General features: G+C 75.6%; 20 protein-coding genes. 10 read left to right on the top strand and 10 right to left on the bottom strand.

Annotated elements, in window-relative coordinates; all coding sequences use genetic code 11:
- Positions 1-51: 51 nt before the first annotated feature.
- Positions 52-669 (bottom strand): DNA-binding response regulator, encoded by a 618-nt coding sequence (locus IH44_RS0134360; RefSeq protein ID WP_030463739.1) that lies wholly within the window; start codon positions 667-669, stop codon positions 52-54.
- Positions 670-895: 226 nt separating this feature from the next.
- Between IH44_RS0134360 and IH44_RS0134355 the strand changes: the two genes are divergently transcribed.
- Complete coding sequence (locus tag IH44_RS0134355) at positions 896-1342, top strand: DUF6299 family protein (RefSeq protein ID WP_030463738.1); 447 nt, start codon at positions 896-898, stop codon at positions 1340-1342.
- 75 nt (positions 1343-1417) lie between these two features.
- On the opposite strand, the gene asnB is transcribed toward IH44_RS0134355, so the two are convergent.
- Positions 1418-3271: an asparagine synthase (glutamine-hydrolyzing) gene (asnB, locus tag IH44_RS0134350; protein WP_030463737.1), complete on the bottom strand. Its 1854-nt coding sequence runs from the start codon at positions 3269-3271 to the stop codon at positions 1418-1420.
- A gap of 338 nt (positions 3272-3609) precedes the next feature.
- Between asnB and IH44_RS0134345 the strand changes: the two genes are divergently transcribed.
- Positions 3610-3816 carry a DUF6011 domain-containing protein gene (locus IH44_RS0134345; protein ID WP_030463736.1) on the top strand — a complete coding sequence of 69 codons (207 nt, stop codon included), beginning with the start codon at positions 3610-3612 and terminating at the stop codon, positions 3814-3816.
- 47 nt (positions 3817-3863) lie between these two features.
- On the opposite strand, the gene IH44_RS41865 is transcribed toward IH44_RS0134345, so the two are convergent.
- Positions 3864-4733, bottom strand: a complete 870-nt coding sequence (locus IH44_RS41865) for an adenosylcobinamide amidohydrolase (protein WP_051817916.1) — start codon at positions 4731-4733, stop codon at positions 3864-3866.
- A gap of 71 nt (positions 4734-4804) precedes the next feature.
- Here IH44_RS41865 and IH44_RS0134335 point away from each other — a divergent pair, with 71 nt between their 5' ends.
- The 3 genes from IH44_RS0134335 to IH44_RS0134325 all read left to right on the top strand — a co-directional run bounded on the left by IH44_RS0134335 (position 4805) and on the right by IH44_RS0134325 (position 6580).
- Positions 4805-5476 carry a TetR/AcrR family transcriptional regulator gene (locus IH44_RS0134335; protein ID WP_051817914.1) on the top strand — a complete coding sequence of 224 codons (672 nt, stop codon included), beginning with the start codon at positions 4805-4807 and terminating at the stop codon, positions 5474-5476.
- A 129-nt stretch (positions 5477-5605) separates the two neighbouring features.
- Entirely contained in the window at positions 5606-5806 is a 201-nt protein-coding gene (locus tag IH44_RS0134330; RefSeq protein ID WP_030463733.1) for a DUF1918 domain-containing protein, read from the top strand.
- Between the two features lie 42 nt (positions 5807-5848).
- The gene (locus tag IH44_RS0134325; protein ID WP_081967306.1) at positions 5849-6580 is read left to right on the top strand and encodes a DedA family protein; all 732 of its coding nucleotides are present in this window, start codon (positions 5849-5851) and stop codon (positions 6578-6580) included.
- A 3-nt stretch (positions 6581-6583) separates the two neighbouring features.
- On the opposite strand, the gene IH44_RS0134320 is transcribed toward IH44_RS0134325, so the two are convergent.
- The 4 genes from IH44_RS0134320 to IH44_RS0134305 all read right to left on the bottom strand — a co-directional run bounded on the left by IH44_RS0134320 (position 6584) and on the right by IH44_RS0134305 (position 9309).
- Positions 6584-7051: a hypothetical protein gene (locus IH44_RS0134320; protein WP_030463731.1), complete on the bottom strand. Its 468-nt coding sequence runs from the start codon at positions 7049-7051 to the stop codon at positions 6584-6586.
- 137 nt (positions 7052-7188) lie between these two features.
- The gene (locus IH44_RS0134315; protein WP_030463730.1) at positions 7189-7938 is read right to left on the bottom strand and encodes a PIG-L deacetylase family protein; all 750 of its coding nucleotides are present in this window, start codon (positions 7936-7938) and stop codon (positions 7189-7191) included.
- 50 nt (positions 7939-7988) lie between these two features.
- On the bottom strand, positions 7989-8645 hold the full coding sequence (locus IH44_RS0134310) for an NADPH-dependent F420 reductase (protein ID WP_030463729.1): 657 nt from the start codon (positions 8643-8645) through the stop codon (positions 7989-7991).
- A 214-nt stretch (positions 8646-8859) separates the two neighbouring features.
- Positions 8860-9309: a MarR family winged helix-turn-helix transcriptional regulator gene (locus IH44_RS0134305; RefSeq protein WP_030463728.1), complete on the bottom strand. Its 450-nt coding sequence runs from the start codon at positions 9307-9309 to the stop codon at positions 8860-8862.
- Positions 9310-9380: 71 nt separating this feature from the next.
- Between IH44_RS0134305 and IH44_RS0134300 the strand changes: the two genes are divergently transcribed.
- Together IH44_RS0134300 and IH44_RS0134295 are read left to right on the top strand one after the other, a co-directional pair.
- Entirely contained in the window at positions 9381-9770 is a 390-nt protein-coding gene (locus tag IH44_RS0134300) for a VOC family protein (protein WP_030463727.1), read from the top strand.
- Between the two features lie 27 nt (positions 9771-9797).
- A complete protein-coding gene (locus IH44_RS0134295) occupies positions 9798-10439 on the top strand; it encodes a DUF6629 family protein (protein ID WP_030463726.1) in 642 nt (213 codons plus the stop codon).
- On the opposite strand, the gene IH44_RS0134290 is transcribed toward IH44_RS0134295, so the two are convergent.
- Entirely contained in the window at positions 10361-11260 is a 900-nt protein-coding gene (locus IH44_RS0134290; protein ID WP_030463725.1) for a winged helix-turn-helix transcriptional regulator, read from the bottom strand. The genes IH44_RS0134295 and IH44_RS0134290 overlap by 79 nt on opposite strands.
- 86 nt (positions 11261-11346) lie before the next feature.
- On the opposite strand from IH44_RS0134290, the gene IH44_RS0134285 reads away from it, so the two are divergent.
- Complete coding sequence (locus tag IH44_RS0134285) at positions 11347-12621, top strand: MFS transporter (RefSeq protein WP_030463724.1); 1275 nt, start codon at positions 11347-11349, stop codon at positions 12619-12621.
- A gap of 59 nt (positions 12622-12680) precedes the next feature.
- Here IH44_RS0134285 and IH44_RS0134280 read toward each other — a convergent pair whose 3' ends face one another.
- Positions 12681-13388 (bottom strand): polysaccharide deacetylase family protein, encoded by a 708-nt coding sequence (locus IH44_RS0134280; RefSeq protein WP_232795192.1) that lies wholly within the window; start codon positions 13386-13388, stop codon positions 12681-12683.
- Between the two features lie 245 nt (positions 13389-13633).
- Between IH44_RS0134280 and IH44_RS0134275 the strand changes: the two genes are divergently transcribed.
- The gene (locus IH44_RS0134275; protein ID WP_030463722.1) at positions 13634-14737 is read left to right on the top strand and encodes a calcium:proton antiporter; all 1104 of its coding nucleotides are present in this window, start codon (positions 13634-13636) and stop codon (positions 14735-14737) included.
- An 82-nt stretch (positions 14738-14819) separates the two neighbouring features.
- On the opposite strand, the gene IH44_RS0134270 is transcribed toward IH44_RS0134275, so the two are convergent.
- The gene (locus IH44_RS0134270; protein WP_369795031.1) at positions 14820-16181 is read right to left on the bottom strand and encodes an SGNH/GDSL hydrolase family protein; all 1362 of its coding nucleotides are present in this window, start codon (positions 16179-16181) and stop codon (positions 14820-14822) included.
- Positions 16182-16532: 351 nt separating this feature from the next.
- On the opposite strand from IH44_RS0134270, the gene IH44_RS0134265 reads away from it, so the two are divergent.
- On the top strand, positions 16533-17205 hold a 673-nt coding region (locus IH44_RS0134265; RefSeq protein WP_030463720.1), incomplete at its 3' end, for a tyrosine-type recombinase/integrase.

The following is a 17205-nucleotide window of genomic DNA, read 5'->3' as shown; positions in this document are numbered from 1 at the left end:
TCCCCACCCCGACGAAGCCCCACCCGACAGCAGGCCGGCCCCCACCCGCCCTCACCCCCGGTGCGGCAGCCAGCCCGCCTCCCGGGCGATCCGGACGGCGTCCAGGCGGGTGCGGGCGTCGAGTTTCAGCTGGGCGGCGGCGAGGTAGTTGCGCACCGTCCCGGCCGAGAGGTGCAGCCGCTTGGCGATCTCGCGGGGCTCGCAGCCCTCCGCGGCCAGGCCCAGCACCTGCGCCTCGCGCTCGGTCAGCGGGCTGGCGGGGGCGGTCAGGGCGCGGGCCGCCAGGTCGGGGTCGACGGCGCTCTCCCCGGCCGCGACCCGGCGGACGGCGTCGGCCAGCCGGTCCGGCGGGGCGTCCTTGGGCATGAACCCGGCCGCCCCGGCGGCCAGCGCGGCCCGCAGCACCTCGACCCGCCGGTGGGCGGTCAGGATCAGCACCCGGCACTCGGGCAGCCGTTCGCGCAGCGCGGCGGTGCCGGCGATCCCGTCGGCCCCGGGCAGGTCGATGTCCAGCACCGCCACGTCGGGCCGGTGCGCCAGCGCGGTGGGCACCACCTGGTCGCCGTGCCCGGTCTCGGCCACCACCTCGATGTCCCCGGCCTCGGCGAGCAGCGCCCGCAGCGCGCCGCGCACCAGGTGCATGTCCTCGGCCAACAGCACTCTCACCACGTGTCCCGCCCTCTTCGGTCCGCAAGCCCCCAGGATAGGAGGCCCCCGCCCTCGCTCCTGCACCTCCGCGCCCTCCCGCCGGGCCGCGGATGCCCGATCAGGCAGCATCTCCCTTGCCCTGGGCAGTTCCTGACGGTGCGCCAGCTTCTCCGGCGGAGCAGCCGGTACGGTTCCGACAACAGGTCTAGACCAAACTGGGCCGATTCCCCTGCTGAGGAGAAGTTCCTTGCGACGTTCTGCTGCCGCCGCACTGTCCACCGCCGCGTCCGTCACGCTGCTCTCCGCACTCTGGGCCGCCGCGCCGGCCCAGGCCGCCACCACGGGGACGACCCCCGCCACCGTCACCGCGACGGTGACCCTCGACTCCACCGGCACCGTCGACGCCAACGGGTTCGTGACCATCTCGGGCACCTACCGGTGCTCGCCGCTCCCCACCGGGGTGGGCGTCCTCTCCGGCACGCTCGGCATGTACCAGGGCGCCACCTGCGACGGCGCCGAGCACACCTTCGCCGACCGGAGGCGGCCCGCCCGGGAACAGCTCTACACCGTCGGTCCGGTCGAGGTCGGCGCCAGCGTGGCCTGGATGAGGAACGGCACCTACCCGGTCATCATCCAGGTCACCAAGATCGCGAGCGACACCCGGACCGTCTACCTGCAGGCCCCCGCGAGCTGACGCACCGCCGGCCTGCGAACTGACGCACCGTCGGCCCGCGGCCGGGCCGCCCTCGCCCGGCCGCGGGCCGGCGCCCTACAGCTCCAGCGCGACCTGGTAGCGCCGCAGCCAGCCGTCCAGCAGCAGCACCACCTCGCCCGCGTTGCGCAGGTCCCGGCCGGGGGCGTCGGCGACGGCGGCCGTCGCGGCGGCCAGGTCGAGCAGGTCGCGGCCGGGGGCGTCCCGGTCGGCCAGCAGTTCGCGCAGTTCGGCGCGGAGCGCCTCGGCGTAGCGCGGGTCCTGGGTGGAGGGGTAGGGGCTCTTGACGCGCTGGGCGACCGCGTCGGGGAGCACGTCGCGGGCGGCGGCGCGCAGCAGGGACTTCTCCCGGCCGTCGAAGCTCTTCATCGCCCAGGGGGTGTTGAAGACGTACTGGACGAGGCGGTGGTCGCAGAACGGGACGCGGACCTCCAGGCCGACGGCCATCGAGGCGCGGTCCTTGCGGTCCAGCAGGATCTGGACGAACCGGGTCAGGTGCAGGTGGCTGATCTCCCGCATCCGGCGCTCGTGGGCGCTCTCGCCGGCCAGCCGGGGCACGTCGGCGAGGGCTTCGCGGTAGCGGGCGTCCCGGTAGCCGGGCAGGTCGAGCTTGGCGAGCAGGTCAGGGGCGAGCAGCGACTGCGGGTTGAGGGTGGCGGCGCCGCCGCCGAAGCCCCTGGCGAAGGTGTACATCCAGGGGAAGCCGTCGTGGGCGACGGCGGCCGGGTCGTGGAACCACAGGTAGCCGCCGAACACCTCGTCGGCGGACTCACCGGACAGCGCGACGGTGGACTGCTCGCGGATCGCCTTGAACAGCAGGTACAGCGAGGTGTCGCCCTCGCCGAGGCCGAGCGGCAGGTCGCGGGCGGTGAGCACGGCCTCGCGGTGGCGGCGCTCCATCAGGTCGGCGGTGTCGAGCACGATGTCGCGGTGCGCGGAGCCGACGTGCGCGGCCAGGGCGTGCGCGTAGGGGCCGTCCAGGGTGGCGCGCAGTTCGTCGGGGACGAAGTTCTCGGCCTGGCCGGTGAAGTCGACGGCGAACGAGCGGACCGGCCCCTGTCCGGCGGCGGCCAGGCCCTGCGCGGCGAGCGCGGTGATCACCGAGGAGTCGAGGCCGCCGGAGAGCAGGGTGCACAGCGGGACGTCGGCGATCAGCTGGCGGGCCACGATGTCGTCGAGCAGTTCCCGGACGGTGGCGATGGTGGTCGGCAGGTCGTCGGTGTGCTCGTGCGACTCGAGCGCCCAGTACCGGCGTTCGGCCAGGCCCTCGCGGCGCACCCGCAGGGTGTGGCCGGGCTTGAGTTCGCGCATGCCGCGGTAGACGGCGTGGCCGGGGGTCTTGGTGAAGGAGAGCACTTCGGCCAGGCCCTCGGCGTCGACCACGGCGCGGACCTCGGGGTGGGCGAGGATCGCCTTGGGCTCGGAGCCGAACAGGACGCCGTCGGGGGTGGGCCAGTAGTAGAGCGGCTTGATGCCCATCCGGTCGCGCACCAGCAGCAGCTCCTCGCTGCGCGGGTCCCACAGCGCGAAGGCGTACATGCCGTTGAGGTGCTCGGTGAACGCCTCGCCCCACTCCAGGTAGGCGTGCAGCGCGACCTCGGTGTCGCTCGCGGTCCGGAAGGCGTGGCCGCGGGCCTTCAACTCGGCGCGCAGCTCCCGGTAGTTGTAGATCTCGCCGCTGTAGGTGGTGACCAGCACGGTGCGCCCGTCGTGCTCGGCGGTCATCGGCTGGCGGCCGCCGTCGAGGTCGATGACGGCGAGCCGGCGGTGGCCGAGGCCGACGTGGGTGCCGAGCCAGACGCCCGCGGCGTCCGGTCCGCGGCAGGCCATGGTGGCGGTCATCGCGGCGAGGGTGGCGTGCTCGGTGCTCAGGTCCCGGTCGAACGAGACCCATCCGGTGATCCCGCACATGCGAGGGGTGGCCCTTCCTCGAACAGGCCGGTGCCGCACCGCCCCGGCGGGGGCGGGGTCGTTCCCGTACGACCGCACCGGCGCCCCGACGCTAGGCCCGATGGGTGCATTCGACAACCAAGTGTTGGTCATGTGCATTCACTTCGGGCCACCCGGACCACCACCGCCCACCTGCGCCGCTCGTCCCCCGCCCGTGCCGCCCGCCTCCTGACGGCACCTCAACTCCCTTCGCCCGCCCCCGCATCTGGCCCGAACCCACACCCCGCCCGGGCCCGCCGCGCACGCCCCGGGCGCACCCCCCTCTCGCGTCCGCCGCCGCCCGGTGGTGAACTGGTCCGGTGAAAGATCAGCGCGGCAGCACCGAACCCCCGCTCCCCGGCACGGCCGTCGAACGCCGCCCGGCCCCCGTGGTCCGCTGCCGCCGCTGCCACCGCCCGCTGCGCAGCCCCGAGTCCCGCTGGGAGAAGCTCGGCCGGCACTGCGCCGACGCTCCCGAGCGCACCCTGGTCTACGTCATCGACCAGGAGCAGCTTCCCGGCACCTGACCGGCCGTCAGCCCCCCACCGCCGACACCCGCCGTCAGCCCCCACCGTCAGCCCGCGCCCCGCGCCCGGACCACCGCCCCCGGCCCCTGACCCGACGACCCCCGACCTGACGGCACCGGGCTCGGCGCCCCCGCCAGGACGTCCTCGCAACCGCAGCCCGGCAGCGTGGCCGGGTGGGTCGGCGGGCCGTCCCACTCCGCGCGGCGCTCCCGGTCGGCGCGGGCCCCGGCCAGCACGGCGCGGTGGACGGCGCGGGCCAGCCGGGCGCCCCACAACGAGCGGGGGCCGCCGAAGGGTTCGGCCGGCTCGCCCAGCCCGGCGGTGCGGACGGCGACGCAGACCGCGTCGGAGGGGGTGCCGGAGCAGTCGTAGCCGGCCTCCAGCAGGGCCTGGACCTTGGCCTCGGTGGCGGTGGTGAGCAGGTTGAGCAGCCCGGCGTCGGAGACCGGCGCGGGGACGACGGCCAGGATGTTGATGGTGCCGGGCACGTACCCGGCCCCGGCGGCCCCAGCGGCCCCGACAATCCCGGCGGCGGCCTCGGGCGCGGCGGCCCAGGTGGGGACGCCGATGCCGGTGGTGGCCAGCGCGGTGGCGCCACCGTCCTCGGCCCAGGTGCAGGCGTCGACCTCGGCGGCCGTCATCAGGCCCGTCCCGGGCCCGGACAGGCCCTGCGCGACGGCGAGTTCGGCCAGGTGCTCGGCCGGGTCGAGGCGCCCGTACCCGGCCCGGACCTGCGCGTTGAGGACCCAGTGCCGCTCGCCCAGCCCGCCGCCGAGGACGCCGGAGCCGGCCATCCGCCAGCCCGGTCCGGCCCGCCACACCAGCAGGTGCCGGCACGCCCCGTCCTCGATCCGCCCGGCCCGCTGGACCGTCACCGCCCGCGCCGCCACCCGTTCCACCGCCCGCTCCTCGTTCATGATCCGACACCCAACCACACCGGAACGGTCGGAATTCGCCCCGCCCCGACCGGATGCGGCAGAGTGGCGCCATGACCCCGCAGCCCTCCGCGTCCGCCGCCCGTGCCCCCCGCGCCCCGGCGGCCGGGGCCCGCCGCCGGCCGGTGCAGCAGCGCAGCCAGGAGCGGTACGAGCGGCTGCTGGACGCCTGCGCGGGGCTGCTGGACGAGAGCGGGTCGGCGGGGCTGACCACCAAGGAGGTGGCGCTGCGCGCGGAGGTGCCGATCGGCACCCTGTACCAGTTCTTCGCCGGCAAGGAGGGCCTGCTGGCGGCCCTCGCCGAACGCAACCTGGCCCGCTTCCTGGACGGCCTGGCCCGCCGGGTGGCGGCCGCCGGCCCGCCCGACCTGGCGTCCTTCACCGACCACGCGGTGGACGAGTTCGTGGCGATGAAGCGCGACGTGCCGGGCTTCGGCCACCTGGACTTCGGCCTGGTCGACACCGTCCCCGCCGAGGTCGACGACCTGCACCTGCTGGACGCCGAGCTGGACAACAACGCGGCGGTCGCGGTCCGGCTGCGCACGATCGGCGGCGAGCTGTTCGCGGCGCCCGGGTACGCGCTGGCCCTGCGGGTGGCGATGGAGTGCGCGGACGCGGTGCTGAAGCTGGCGTTCCGGGCCGACCCGGCGGGCGACCCGGCGCTGATCGCCGAGTGCAAGCGGCTGGTGTGCAGCTACCTCGCCCAGACCCCGCCGGCCAGCTGAGCACCCCGCGGGCCTGCCGAGTACCCCGCGGGTCTGCTTGAGCACCCCGCCATTGCGCCGTCCGGGTGGCCGCCGCACAGTGGAAGGGAGCCCGAAAGTCCCTGTCCGACCCGCCGGCGGGAGTGTCCGATGCAAGCCACCGTGGGAGACCACGTCCACATGTTCAGCAGGTCGGTCGGCATGACCGACCGCAAGGGTGAGATCGTCGAGGTGCGCGGCACCGACGGCGAACCGCCGTACCTGGTCCGCTTCGAGGACGGCCACGCCGGCCTCGTCTACCCCGGCCCCGACTGCCTCGTCGAGCACCGTTCCGGCGAGGAGCAGCGCTGACCCCAGGGCCCCCGCCGGGCCCGGTGGGAGGAGATCCCGACCTTGTCGCCACCCCTGCCCGGCCCGCTGGCCCACCTCGCCCCGCTGCTCGACCACTACGGCTACCTCGCGGTCGGGGTGCTGGTGTTCCTCGACAACTGCGTGGTCCCGGTGCCGGGCCAGACCATCCTGGTGCTGGCCGCGGTGTACGCGGGCGCGGGGCAGCTGTCCCTGCCGGTGCTGCTGCTGGTCGCCGTGCTGGCGGCGGTCGCGGGCAACACCCTCGCGTACGTGCTGGGCCGCACCGGCGGCCTGGCCGTCGTGCACCGCTGGGGCCGGTACGTCCGGCTCACCCCGGAGCGGATGGAGCGCGCCGAGTCCTTCTTCCGCCGCCGCGGCGCCCTGGTGGTCACCGGGGCCCGCTTCGTCGACGGCCTGCGCCAGACCAACGGCCTGATCGCGGGCACCACCGAGATGCCCTGGCGCCGCTTCATGCCCGCCAACGTGCTGGGCGCGGCGCTGTGGGCGGGCGTCTGGACGGCGGTCGGCTACTTCGCGGGCAGCAACATCGACACCCTCTACCGCCAGGCCGTCCGCTACCAGGTCCTGCTGTTCGCCGTCCTGGCGGCCCTGGCCCTGCTCCTGCTCGTCCGCACCTGGCTGCGCCGCCGCCACCGGCCGCCCCGGGACGCCGCCGCCGGCCGGATCCCGCACCAGAACGGCGACGGCGCCCCCGCCGACAACGACAACGACAACGACAACAACGGCAACGGCCGCGGCAGCGGTCGGTCCTGAGGATCAGGTGGGCAGGTTCCCGTCGCCGCCCAGGTTGGCGACCATCCGGCGCAGGACGTTGATGGTGGTCACGAAGTCCTCCGGGTCGACGCCCTCGTGCACCTGCCGGTGCACCCGCAGGTTGCGCTCCCTGGCCCGGAGGCGTCCGGCCTCGCCCTCCTCGGTCAGCGCCAGGCCGCCGGCGGCGTCCTCGGCCAGCCAGCCGCGGGCGGCGAGGTCGTCGAAGACCCGGTCGAAGTCGGTCCCGAGGTCGTCCCACGGCGCCAGCCGTTCGGTCAGGGCGGCCCGGGTCCACCGGCCCGGGCTCCCGGCGGCGTGGTTGAGCGTCCACCAGTGCGGCTGGGTGAGGTCCTCCACCGCCAGCTGTTCGCGGATCGCCCCGACCACCAGCCGGCAGGCCGTGCCGGTCCACGCGCCGACGGGCTGCGCGGCCAGCTCCTGCGGCGAGTACTCCTTGAGCTCGACGCCCATGCGTCCCTCCCTCTCGTGCCTCTGCTGCGTGACGGAACCCGATCACCGTAGGAGCTCAAGTCCGCTTGAGGTCAAGGCCGTTTGAGGTCGAGGCCGTCCGGGGGCGGGCCGCCGCCGGGGCGGGCCTCCGGGGCGGGTCAGCGGAAGGCGATCACCTCGAAGGCGGCGGCGAACCGGGTGCCGAGCCGGGAGCCGGCCTCGCGGCTCATGCCCTCCAGGAACTCCGCGGCGTTGGCCATGTCGCCGCCGAGGCCGTCCAGGTAGGCGCGGTGGGCCTCCAGCGAGGCGACGCCGGCGGCGAAGGTGTCGGTGGTGTCGGCGGCGTGCCGCCCGTCGGGGGAGCCGGCCGCCCAGAGCTGGCGGACGCCGTTCCAGGGCTGGTGGCCCTCGGCGGTGAGTTCGCGGAAGACCCAGCGGTTGCCCGCGTCGCGCACCGCGTCGAGGGTGGCCCGGCCGACGGCGATGTGGTCGGCCTGGTTGGGGAAGACTCCGCCGTAGGTGTCGCGGAAGTTGGTGGTGATCACGACGTCCGGGCGGTGGCGGCGGATCGCCCGGGCCAGGTCGCGGCGCAGCGGCAGCCCGTACTCGAGGATGCCGTCGGGGTAGCCGAGGAACTCGACGGTCTCGACGCCGACGAGCCGGGCCGATTCGACCTGTTCGCGCTCCCGGACGGGGCGGCACTGCTCGGGGTCCATGCCGTCGATGCCGGCTTCGCCGCTGGTGACCATCAGGTAGCTGATCCGCTTGCCCTGCCCGGTCCAGCGGGCGACGGCGGCCGCGGCGCCGTACTCCATGTCGTCGGGGTGGGCGACGACGGCGAGGGCGGTGTCCCAGTCCTCGTCGAGCGGCTGGTAGGGGGGCGGGGCCTGGTGGGTGGTGTCGCTCATGGTGCTGCCTCTCGTTGGTCCGGGCCCCGCCCCGGGGCGGTGCGCGGGGTTCAGCGCGCGGTGCGGATGGCGTAGTTGAAGTCGGCGTGGCCGTAGTGGCGCATCAGGCGCAGCCAGAACGGCATCAGCATCTCCAGGCCGCGGGCGGCGTCGATCCCGCCGAGGTCGAGGACGGCGTCGGCGGGCCAGCCGAACTCGCCGAGCAGCGCGGTGACCTGGGCCTTGGCGCCGGCGTCCTCGCCCGCGACGAACAGCTGGTGCTCGCCGGGGACGCGGCCGGGGTCGACCATGACCTCGCAGTTGACGGTGTTGAGCGCCTTGACGACCTTGGTGTCGGGCAGGGCGCGCTGGAGGCGTTCGCCGATGCTGTCGTCGTTGACCGGGTCGAGGGTGACCTGGCCGTCCGGGGCGAACACCAGCGGGTTGGAGACGTCCAGCAGGGTCTTGCCGGCCAGGTTCTCCGGGCCGGCGAGTTCGACCGCGGCGAGGGCGACGGTGCCGCCGGTGGCGTTGATGACGAGGTCGCCGAAGGCGGCGGCCTCGGCGAACGTCCCCGGGTGGGCGAGCGGGCCGGTGCGGGCCGCCCAGTCCTCGGCGGCGGCGTTGCCCTTGGTGCGCGAGCCGAGGGTGACCTCGTGGCCGAGGGCGACCAGTCTGCCGCCCAGGGTCCGCCCGACCGTTCCGGTGCCGATGATTCCGATCCGCATCCGTGTGCTCCGTCCCCGCGTCGGGTCGCCGATGGGCCGCCGGGTGCCCGGCCGGCCCGAACGCACCCTACAAGAGGCGGCCTTGACGGGTGATCAGTTCCGCGGCCCGCCGCTGCCGTGCCGCGCGGGCCCGGCTGCGCCGGGGGGTGCGCCGGGGGGCGCCGGGCTATGCCGGAGGGGGCACCGGGGGGCGCCGGGGGGCCGTCCTTCCACGCTACTCCGGGGCGGCGGCGGTGTGCAGGCGCAGCAGCAGGGCGTGCAGGGTGGCGCGTTCGGCGGGGTCGAGGGGGGCGAGGACGGCGTCCTGGACGGTGCGGGCCTCGGCGTGCAGCGCGGCGAGGCGGGTGCGGCCGGCGGCGGTGAGGGTGAGGGTGAGGCGGCGGCGGTCGGCGGGGTCGCGGGTGCGGTCGATCCAGCCGCGGGCGGCGAGCAGGTCGGCGGCCTTGGCGAGGTCGCTGGGGTCCAGGCGCAGGCGGGTGGCGAGTTCGCGCTGGGTGTGCGGGCCGAGGTCGGCGAGGGCGGCGAGGGCGGCGTGGTGGTACAGGCGCAGGCCGTCGGCGGCGAGGCGGTCGGCGAGCCGGGTGCGGGCGTCCTTGCCGGTGCGGGAGAGCAGGTAGGTGGTCAGGTCGAGCAGCGAGGGCGGGGTCCGGTCGGGGGTGGCCATGGAGGCAATCATAGGTTCACCCCTATAGTGGGTGAACACCCACGATTGTCGAGAACCCCCGGAGGGATCCCGTGGACGCGCTGCACCCACGCCTGCTGGTCGCCGACTTCCCGGCCTGCTTCGCCTTCTACGACGCCGTGCTGCCGCCGCTGCTCGGCGCCCACCGCGTCCAGGGTTCCGCGCAGGGCCCGTACGCGCACTGGGACGTCGGCGACCAGGCGCTGCTGGTGCTGTTCGACCGGGCCGCGATGGCGGCCGCCCTGGGCGAGGAGCCGGCCGCGCCCCGGGGCGACGCGTTCGTCTGCCGGGTCGCGGACGTGGACGCCGCGTACGCGCTGGCCGTGCGGTCCGGGGGCACGGCGGTGCGGCCGCCCGCGGACCGGCCGGAGTGGGGCCCGACGATGCGCACCGCCCACCTGCGCGACCCGGAGGGCCGGCTGCTCGAGTTCCAGTCGTACTGACGGCCCGTCCGCTCGTACGCTGGCCGGATGTGCTGGAGCGCGCAGGCCGACCTGGTCGCCGGGGCCGCCGTGGCGGCGGTCGGCGCCGCCGCGGCGGTGCGCGCCGGGGCGACCCGGCGGCTGCCGCTGGCCGCACTGCCGCTGCTGCTGGGCGCGCACCAGCTGGTGGAGGCGGGCGTGTGGGCGGGCTGGGCATGGGCCCGGACGGTGTGGGCGGTGGTCGCGCTGCCGCTGCTGCCGCTGTACGTCCCGGCGGCGGTGTGGTGCGCGACCCGCCGCCGGAGCGCGGCGTGGTGCACCCTGCTGGGCGCGGCGGTGGCCGTCCCGCTGGCGCTCGCGCTGGTCCGGCACCCGGTGGCGGCGCACGCGCACGGCCACACCCTGGGGTACGCGGTCGGCGTCCCGGCGCCCGGCCTGCTGCTGGCCGGGTACCTGGCGGCGGTGCTGGGCGCGCTGCTGGGCTCGGGCGACCGGCACCTGCGGCTGCTGGGGTGGGTCGCCGGGCTGGGCGCGCTGGCCTGCGCGCTGCTGTGGCGGCTGGCGTTCGTCTCCACCTGGTGCGCGCTGGCCGCGCTCGCCTCGGTGCTGCTCTACCGCTGGGCGGCCGTCAACCCGTCCAGCAGCGCCAGCACTTCGCCCACCGAGCCGCCCGGGTCGGGCACCGGGTAGAGCACCGCGCGCACGGTGCGGGCGGCGTCGACCAGCAGGGTGAGCCGTTTGAGCCGGTCGGCGCCGCCGGCCCGGAAGGTGGGCAGCCGCAGGGCGCCGGTCAGCCGCAGGGCGGCGTCGGAGAGCAGCGGGAACGGGATGTTCTGGTGGGCGGCGAACGCGGCCTGCTGGTCGGGGCGCTGGGTGGAGACGCCGTGCACGGTGGCGCCGCGCGCGGTGAACTCGGCCAGCCGGTCGCGGTAGGTGCAGGACTCCAGGGTGCAGCCGACGGTGCCGGGGATGTCGTCCCAGCCGGGCGGGTAGCCCTGGGTGCCGGGGGCGTAGGCACCGGGGAAGCAGTACAGCACCGTCCAGGGGGTGCGGCCGACCGGGTCGGTCAGCGGCGGGCGGGCGCTGTCCGAGGCGGCGGGCAGGGCGAGTTCGGGGACGCGGGCGCCGACCAGGGCGTGCACCCGGCGGCTCTCGGCGGAGTCCGGCCCGGCGGTGGCGGTGAGGGTGCCGTCGCCGAGCAGGTGGCGGCCGCCCCAGTCCTGGAGGGCGACCAGCACCGGCAGCAGCGCCCAGCCCCTGTCGGTCAAGTGGTAGGCGTAGCGCGGCGGGTGGGCGTGGTAGAGGCGCTTCTCGACCACGCCGTCCTCGACCAGGGCGCGCAGCCGGGCGGTGAGCACCTTGCGGCTGATGCCGAGCGATTCGTGCAGGGCGTCGAACTGGTGGGTGCCGCCCGCGAGGTCGCGCACCAGCAGCAGGGTCCACCAGTCGCCGACCACGGACAGCGCCTGGGCGATGGAGCAGTCGGTGTCGCCGACGTCGGTGTAGCGCATGGAACCACCTTGCCACTGTCGCCCCCGCACCACCTATAGTGAGTTCCCAAAGGGAACTCACTGCCTGCCACCAGGGGGAACGCCACATGAGCACGTCCAGTCCCACCAGCACCGACCGCCCGCTGCGGGCCCCCGCCGCCGGGGCGGCCGCCGCGTTCTGGCGCTACTGGACGGCCACCACCGTCAGCGGCCTCGGCGACGCCGTCACCGCGATCGCCCTCCCGCTGACCGCCGTCTCGGTGCTGCACGCCAGCGGCTTCCAGGTCGGCCTGGTCACCGCCGCCGGGTACGTGGCCTGGCTGGTGATCGGCCTGCCGGCCGGCGTCCTGGTGCAGCGCCTGCCGCTGCGCGGCACCCAGATCGCCATGGACCTGCTGCGCGCCGCCGCGATCGCCTCCGTCCCGCTGGCCGCCGCGCTCGGCGTGCTCGGCCTGCCGCACCTGGTGGCGGCGGCCCTGCTGGTCAGCTTCGCCGGCGTGGTCTTCGACGTCGGGAACTCCACCTTCCTGCCCGCCGTGGTGCCGCCCGAGCAGCTGACCGCCCGCAACAGCCTCACCTCCGCCACCCACGCCGCGAACCAGCTCGCCGGGCCCTCGCTCGGCGGCCTGCTGGTCCAACTGCTGGGCGCCGCAACGGCGCTGGTCACCGACGCGGTGAGCTTCCTGTGCTCGGCGGCGCTGCTGCGCACGCTGCCCCGGGCCGCCGCCGAGCGCCCCGCACCGGGCGCCGCACGCCCGTCCTTCGGCGCCCAGATCCGCGAGGGCTGGCGCTACGCGACCCGGCACCCGGTGGTCGGCCCGTGCCTGGCCGAGGCGACCTGCGTCAACTTCGTCTGCGGCGCGCTGATGGCCGTCGTCCCGCTGTTCCTGGTCCGCACCCTGCACGCCCCGGCCGGCCTGGTCGGCGTGCTGATGGCCGCCGAGGGCGCCGGCAGCCTGCTCGGCGCGGCGCTCACCCCCCGGCTGGCCGCCCGCTTCGGCACCGCCCGCACCCTGGTGTACGGCTCGCTGTTCGGCGTCGCGGCCGCCCCGCTGATGCCACTCGCCCCCGGCGGCCCCGGCCTGCTGCTGTTCGCGCTCGGCAACGCCGGGTTCGGCGCCTCCGTGGTGGTGCTCAGCATCCTGACCCGCACCTACCGGCAGACCACCGTCCCGGCCGCCCTGCTGCCCCGGGTGATGGCCACCGTCCGGTTCGTCTCCTGGGGCGCCATCCCGGTCGGCGCCCTGGCCGCGGGCAGCGCCGTCTCGCTCTGGGGCGCCCGCACCGCCCTCGCCCTGGCCTGCGCGCTGACCGTGCTCTCCCCCGTCCTCCTGCTCTCCTCCAGGCTGCGCGGCGTCCGCGAACTGACCGACATCGCCTGAGAGTCACCGCGCTCCCCGGCCGGACGGCCACCGGTCAGCGGTCCTCGACGGGACGGCCGTCAGCCGGACAGCCGGACGAAGTTCCGCCCGGCGTCCACCAGTCGCGGCAGCACCTGCGCGTAGCCCGCGCCGGTGCCCGCGTCCGGGTGGTTGAAGTGGCTGATCACGATCGAGCCGGGCGGCGCGGCGGCCACCGTCGCCGCGACCTGCCCGGGGGTGAACGTCGCCCCGCCGTCGCCGTTCACCGCGAACCCGGCCACCCGCTCGCCCAACTCCCCCACCAGGGCCACCGCGACCTCGTCGTAGTGCGCCGTCCCCGACCGGAACCAGCCCGGCGCCCGCCCCAGCAGGGCGGTCAGCTTCGCCCGGTTGCCCGCCACCTCCTCGTACGCGGCCGCCGGGTCCGCCGTCCCGGTGATGCCGTACGCCGAACGGCCGGTCACCGACAGCGGGCGGTGCGCGGTGCCGTGGTTGCCCAGTTCGAACAGCGGGTCGGCGGCCAGTTCGGCGAACGGCCCCGGGTTCGCGTCCACCCAGCGGGCGTTCAGGAACAGCGTGGCGGGCACCGCGAGGCGGCGCAACGTGCCGATCAGCGCCGCGTCGTAGCCGTCCCCGCCCGGCCCGCCGCACGCGTCGAAGGTCAGCGCCAGCGCCCCGCCCGGGACGGTGGCCGCCACCCCCGGCAGGTCGGTCCCCCACTGCTGCGGCACCCGCCCGGCGTAGCGGGCCAGCACCTGCTCCCGGTCGGGCTGCGCGGGCGGCCGCACGGACGACGGCGACGGGGACGGGGACGGGGACGGGGACGACGGTGCGTCAGGTGCCGGCGGCGCTGACGGCACGTCAGGGGTCCGATGCGCCGCGGGTGCGGCGCAGGCCGCCGCCGTCAGCCCGAGCGCCGCCGCCAGTACCGTCCGCCGTCCGACCATCGCCGCAGCTCCTCGCCGTCCATCGTGCCCACCGCCACGAGTGTCACTTCCCGGCGCGGCCGGTGCCATCTGCGAAGCTCGGCCGTATGGCTTCCTCCCCGCGACCGCACTACCTGCAGTGGACGACCGTCGCCCCGGTGCTGGCGTTCCTGCTGCTCCTGGCGACCTGGCACCGCGACCTGCCCTGGCCGGTGGTGGCGCTGGTGGCGTGCTTCCTGGCGGTGTCGGTGGTGGCGGCCGTGCACCACGCGGAGCTGATCGCCCACCGGGTCGGCGAGCCGTACGGCTCGCTGGTGCTGGCGGTGGCCGTCACCATCATCGAGGTGGCGCTGATCGTGACGCTGATGGCCGACGGCGGCGACAAGAGCGCCGGCCTGGCCCGGGACACCGTGTTCGCGGCCGTCATGATCACCTGCAACGGGATCCTCGGACTGTCCATCCTGGTGGGCGCGTTGAAGTACCGCGTCGCGGTGTTCAACGCGGAGGGCACCGGCGCGGCGTTCGGCGCGATCGCCACCCTGGCCACCCTCAGCCTGGTGCTGCCGACCTTCACCACCTCGCAGCCCGGCCCGCAGTTCTCCACCACCCAGCTGGTGTTCGCCGCGACCGCCTCGATCGTCATCTACGGCCTGTTCGTCTCCACCCTGACGGTCCGTCACCGCGACTACTTCCTGCCGGTCACCCCGGCGGGCGAGCTGGTCGACCCGATGGACGACCACTCCGAACCGCCGACCATGAGGGAGACCCTGGTCAGCGTCGCCCTGCTCTCCGTCGCCCTGGTCTCGGTGGTCGGCCTGGCCAAGGGCGTCTCCCCCACCATCGAGCGCGGCGTCGCCGCCGCCGACCTGCCCAACGCGGTGGTCGGCGTGGTGATCGCGCTGCTGGTCCTGCTCCCCGAGTCGATCGCCGCGGTCCGGGCCGCGGTCCGCAACCGGGTCCAGATCAGCCTCAACCTGGCCCTCGGCTCGGCGCTGGCCTCGATCGGCCTGACCATCCCCGCCGTGGCGATCGCCTCCAGCTGGCTCTCCGGCCCGCTCGAACTCGGCCTCGGCGCCAACCACATGATCCTGCTGGCGCTGACCGTCGCGGTCGGCACCCTCACCGTCATCCCCAAGCGCGCCACCCCGCTGCAGGGCGGCGTCCACCTGGCGATCCTCGGCGCCTACCTGGTCCTCGCGGTCAGCCCCTGACCCGGGAGGAGCGGCCCGCGCCGCCCTCCCGGGTCGTGGTCCGCCGCCCTCCCGGGTCGTGGTCCGGTGCCCGGCCGGCGGGTCAGCGGGCCCCGGGGCCGAAGAGGCGCAGCGGGACGGAGTCGGCGAGGGCCTGGTAGCCGGCCGGGTTGAAGTGCAGGTGGTCGCCGACGTCCAGGTCGGGGCGGAGCCGGCGGGGGGCCTGCGGGTCGCGGGCGGCGCGGTCGAAGTCGAGCACCGCGTCGAACTCCCCGCTGGTGCGGATCCAGGCGTTGACCGCCTGGCGGGACGCCTCGCGCAGCCCTGCGGCGTCGTCGTACTGGCTGCCGCCGAAGGGGGTGAGGGTGGCGCCGTAGACGGAGAGTCCCTGCGCGTGGGCGCGCAGCACGATCTGCCGGTACGCGTCGATCAGGTCCGCGGTGACGGCCTGCTGGGCCGCCGGGGTGGCGTCGGCGGTGCCGAGGTCGTTGACGCCCTCGGAGACGATCAGCGAGGTGACGCCGGGCTGCGCGAACACGTCGCGGTCCAGGCGGGACAGGGCGTTGGGGCCCAGCCCGTCGTTGAGGACCCGGTTGCCGCCCGCGGCCTGGTTGAGCACCGCGGTGCCCGCGGTGTCGCCGTGCTGGGCCAGCCGGGCCCGCAGCCGGTCGGGCCAGCGGTCGTCGCCGTTGTCGGTGGAGCCGCGGCCGTCCGCGAGGGAGTCGCCCAGGACGACGGTCGCCCGGTCGGCGGCCGGTGCCTGCACCTCGACGGCGCTCAGGAAGTACCAGTGGTTGACCTGGGCGGCGCCGTCCAGGTCGGCGTCGTCGAGGTGGTCGCCGCGCAGCATGTACGAGGTGGTGCGCGAGCCGGGGTGCGAGGTGATGGCCGTCGACTGCTGGCCGGCGGCCAGGTACATCGTGACGGTGAGGGTCTCCCCCGCGGCGACCGGGAAGTCCAGCGGGTCGGCGACCATCTGCGCGCCGACCGGCACGGTGACCCCGGGCCGCCCGCCGAAGGTCACCGCCCGCGCGCTCCCGGGCACGATCGCCCGCGCACCCGACCGGCCGCCGTCCGGGCGGGCCACGGACACCGCCGTCACCGGCAGCGCGGCGCCGCCGAACGCGTTGGAGACGTGCAGCCGCAGGGAGCGGCCGCCGAGCGTGACGTGCACGGTCTGCCGCAGCGTGGTGTCGGCGAACACCGCGCCGTCCTGCGTGTACGGGGCCGGCGGCATGTTGCCCGGCTCGGTCAGCTGCGGCATCGAGGTCCAGGTGTCGACCCAGTGCTCGTGCCCGCGGCCCGCCGCGTCCGCCGCGGCGGCGGGTTGCGCACCGGCGCGCGGCCCGCTTCCGGCGCGGCCGGCCAGGGACCCGCCGAACGCGGCGGCCGTCACGGTGAGGGCCACGGTGGCGACCACGGCCGCCGTGGTCGTCGTCCATCGGCGCAGTGCGGTTGTTTTCACGTACGGCCCTCTCCCGATCCTGTCCGGCCCGGTCATGGCACCCTCGATCGAAAAGTTTCGAAGCCTGACGGGCCGTTACTTGCTAAGCGGACGGGCGGTAGCGTAACCGAGTTCGGGGGAGATCGAGCCCTTTCGGTTCGGAAAAATTCTCGAATCTTTCGGAGCGCCCGGCCGTCGACTGCCGAAGAACGGCCACCACCGAGACGGGAGGGAGCGGAGAAAGCGGCCACCACGCCGCCGGCCCTGCACGGACAGCGCGCTCCAGGCCAGTTATTAATATTTACCTCTTAATGCGAGGTGTCGGAACCCGCTCCCGGAGACCCTCCCGCTCCCGGCGCTAGGGTGACGTCCATGGCGGACACCCCGGCAGCAGCGGCACCCTCCCTCGCGGCCCTGGACGCCGTGGCCGACCGCGCCTGCGAACCGCCCACCGGCGCCTCCCGCGCGAAGCAACTGCGCTGGGTCGCCGGGGAGTTGCGCACCGCCCTGGAACGCGGCGCGCTCCCGCCGACCGCCGCCGGCTCCCTGGCCGCGCTCCTCGCCCCGGACACCCTCGACGCCTACCTCACCGCCGCCGAACAGGGCCTGCTGCGCCGCAAACCCGCCGCCCGACCCGACCACGCCTCACCCGCGTCCATGCACGTGCGGGAGAACTGCCTGCGCATCCTCGCCACCCGGGCGGGCATCCCCCTCGCCCTCCCCGACCGCGACCGGCCCGCCGTCACGCTCCGGGAGGTGGTCGCCGCCCGCCCGCGCGGCATCCTCCTCGCCCACCTGGAACACGCCACCCGCCCCGGCCAGAACGACGCCCGCACCCGCATCCTCGCCGTCGTCGCGACCGTCCTGGACACCGGCTGCCGCGCCGGCGAACTCTGCGCCCTGCGCACCGACGACGTCGACCTGCGGCACGGCACCCTCCGCCTCACCCGCCTCCCCCAGCACCGCGACCCCCGCACCCCGCCCGCCACCGAAACCGTCCCCCTCTCCCCCACCACCCTTGCCGCCCTGCGCCATTGGCTCACCG

This window comes from Kitasatospora sp. NRRL B-11411 (assembly GCF_000721345.1).
Taxonomy (GTDB): domain Bacteria; phylum Actinomycetota; class Actinomycetes; order Streptomycetales; family Streptomycetaceae; genus Kitasatospora; species Kitasatospora cineracea.
Note: the sequence above shows the minus strand (reverse complement) of the source record. Positions and strands in the feature narration are given on the sequence as shown.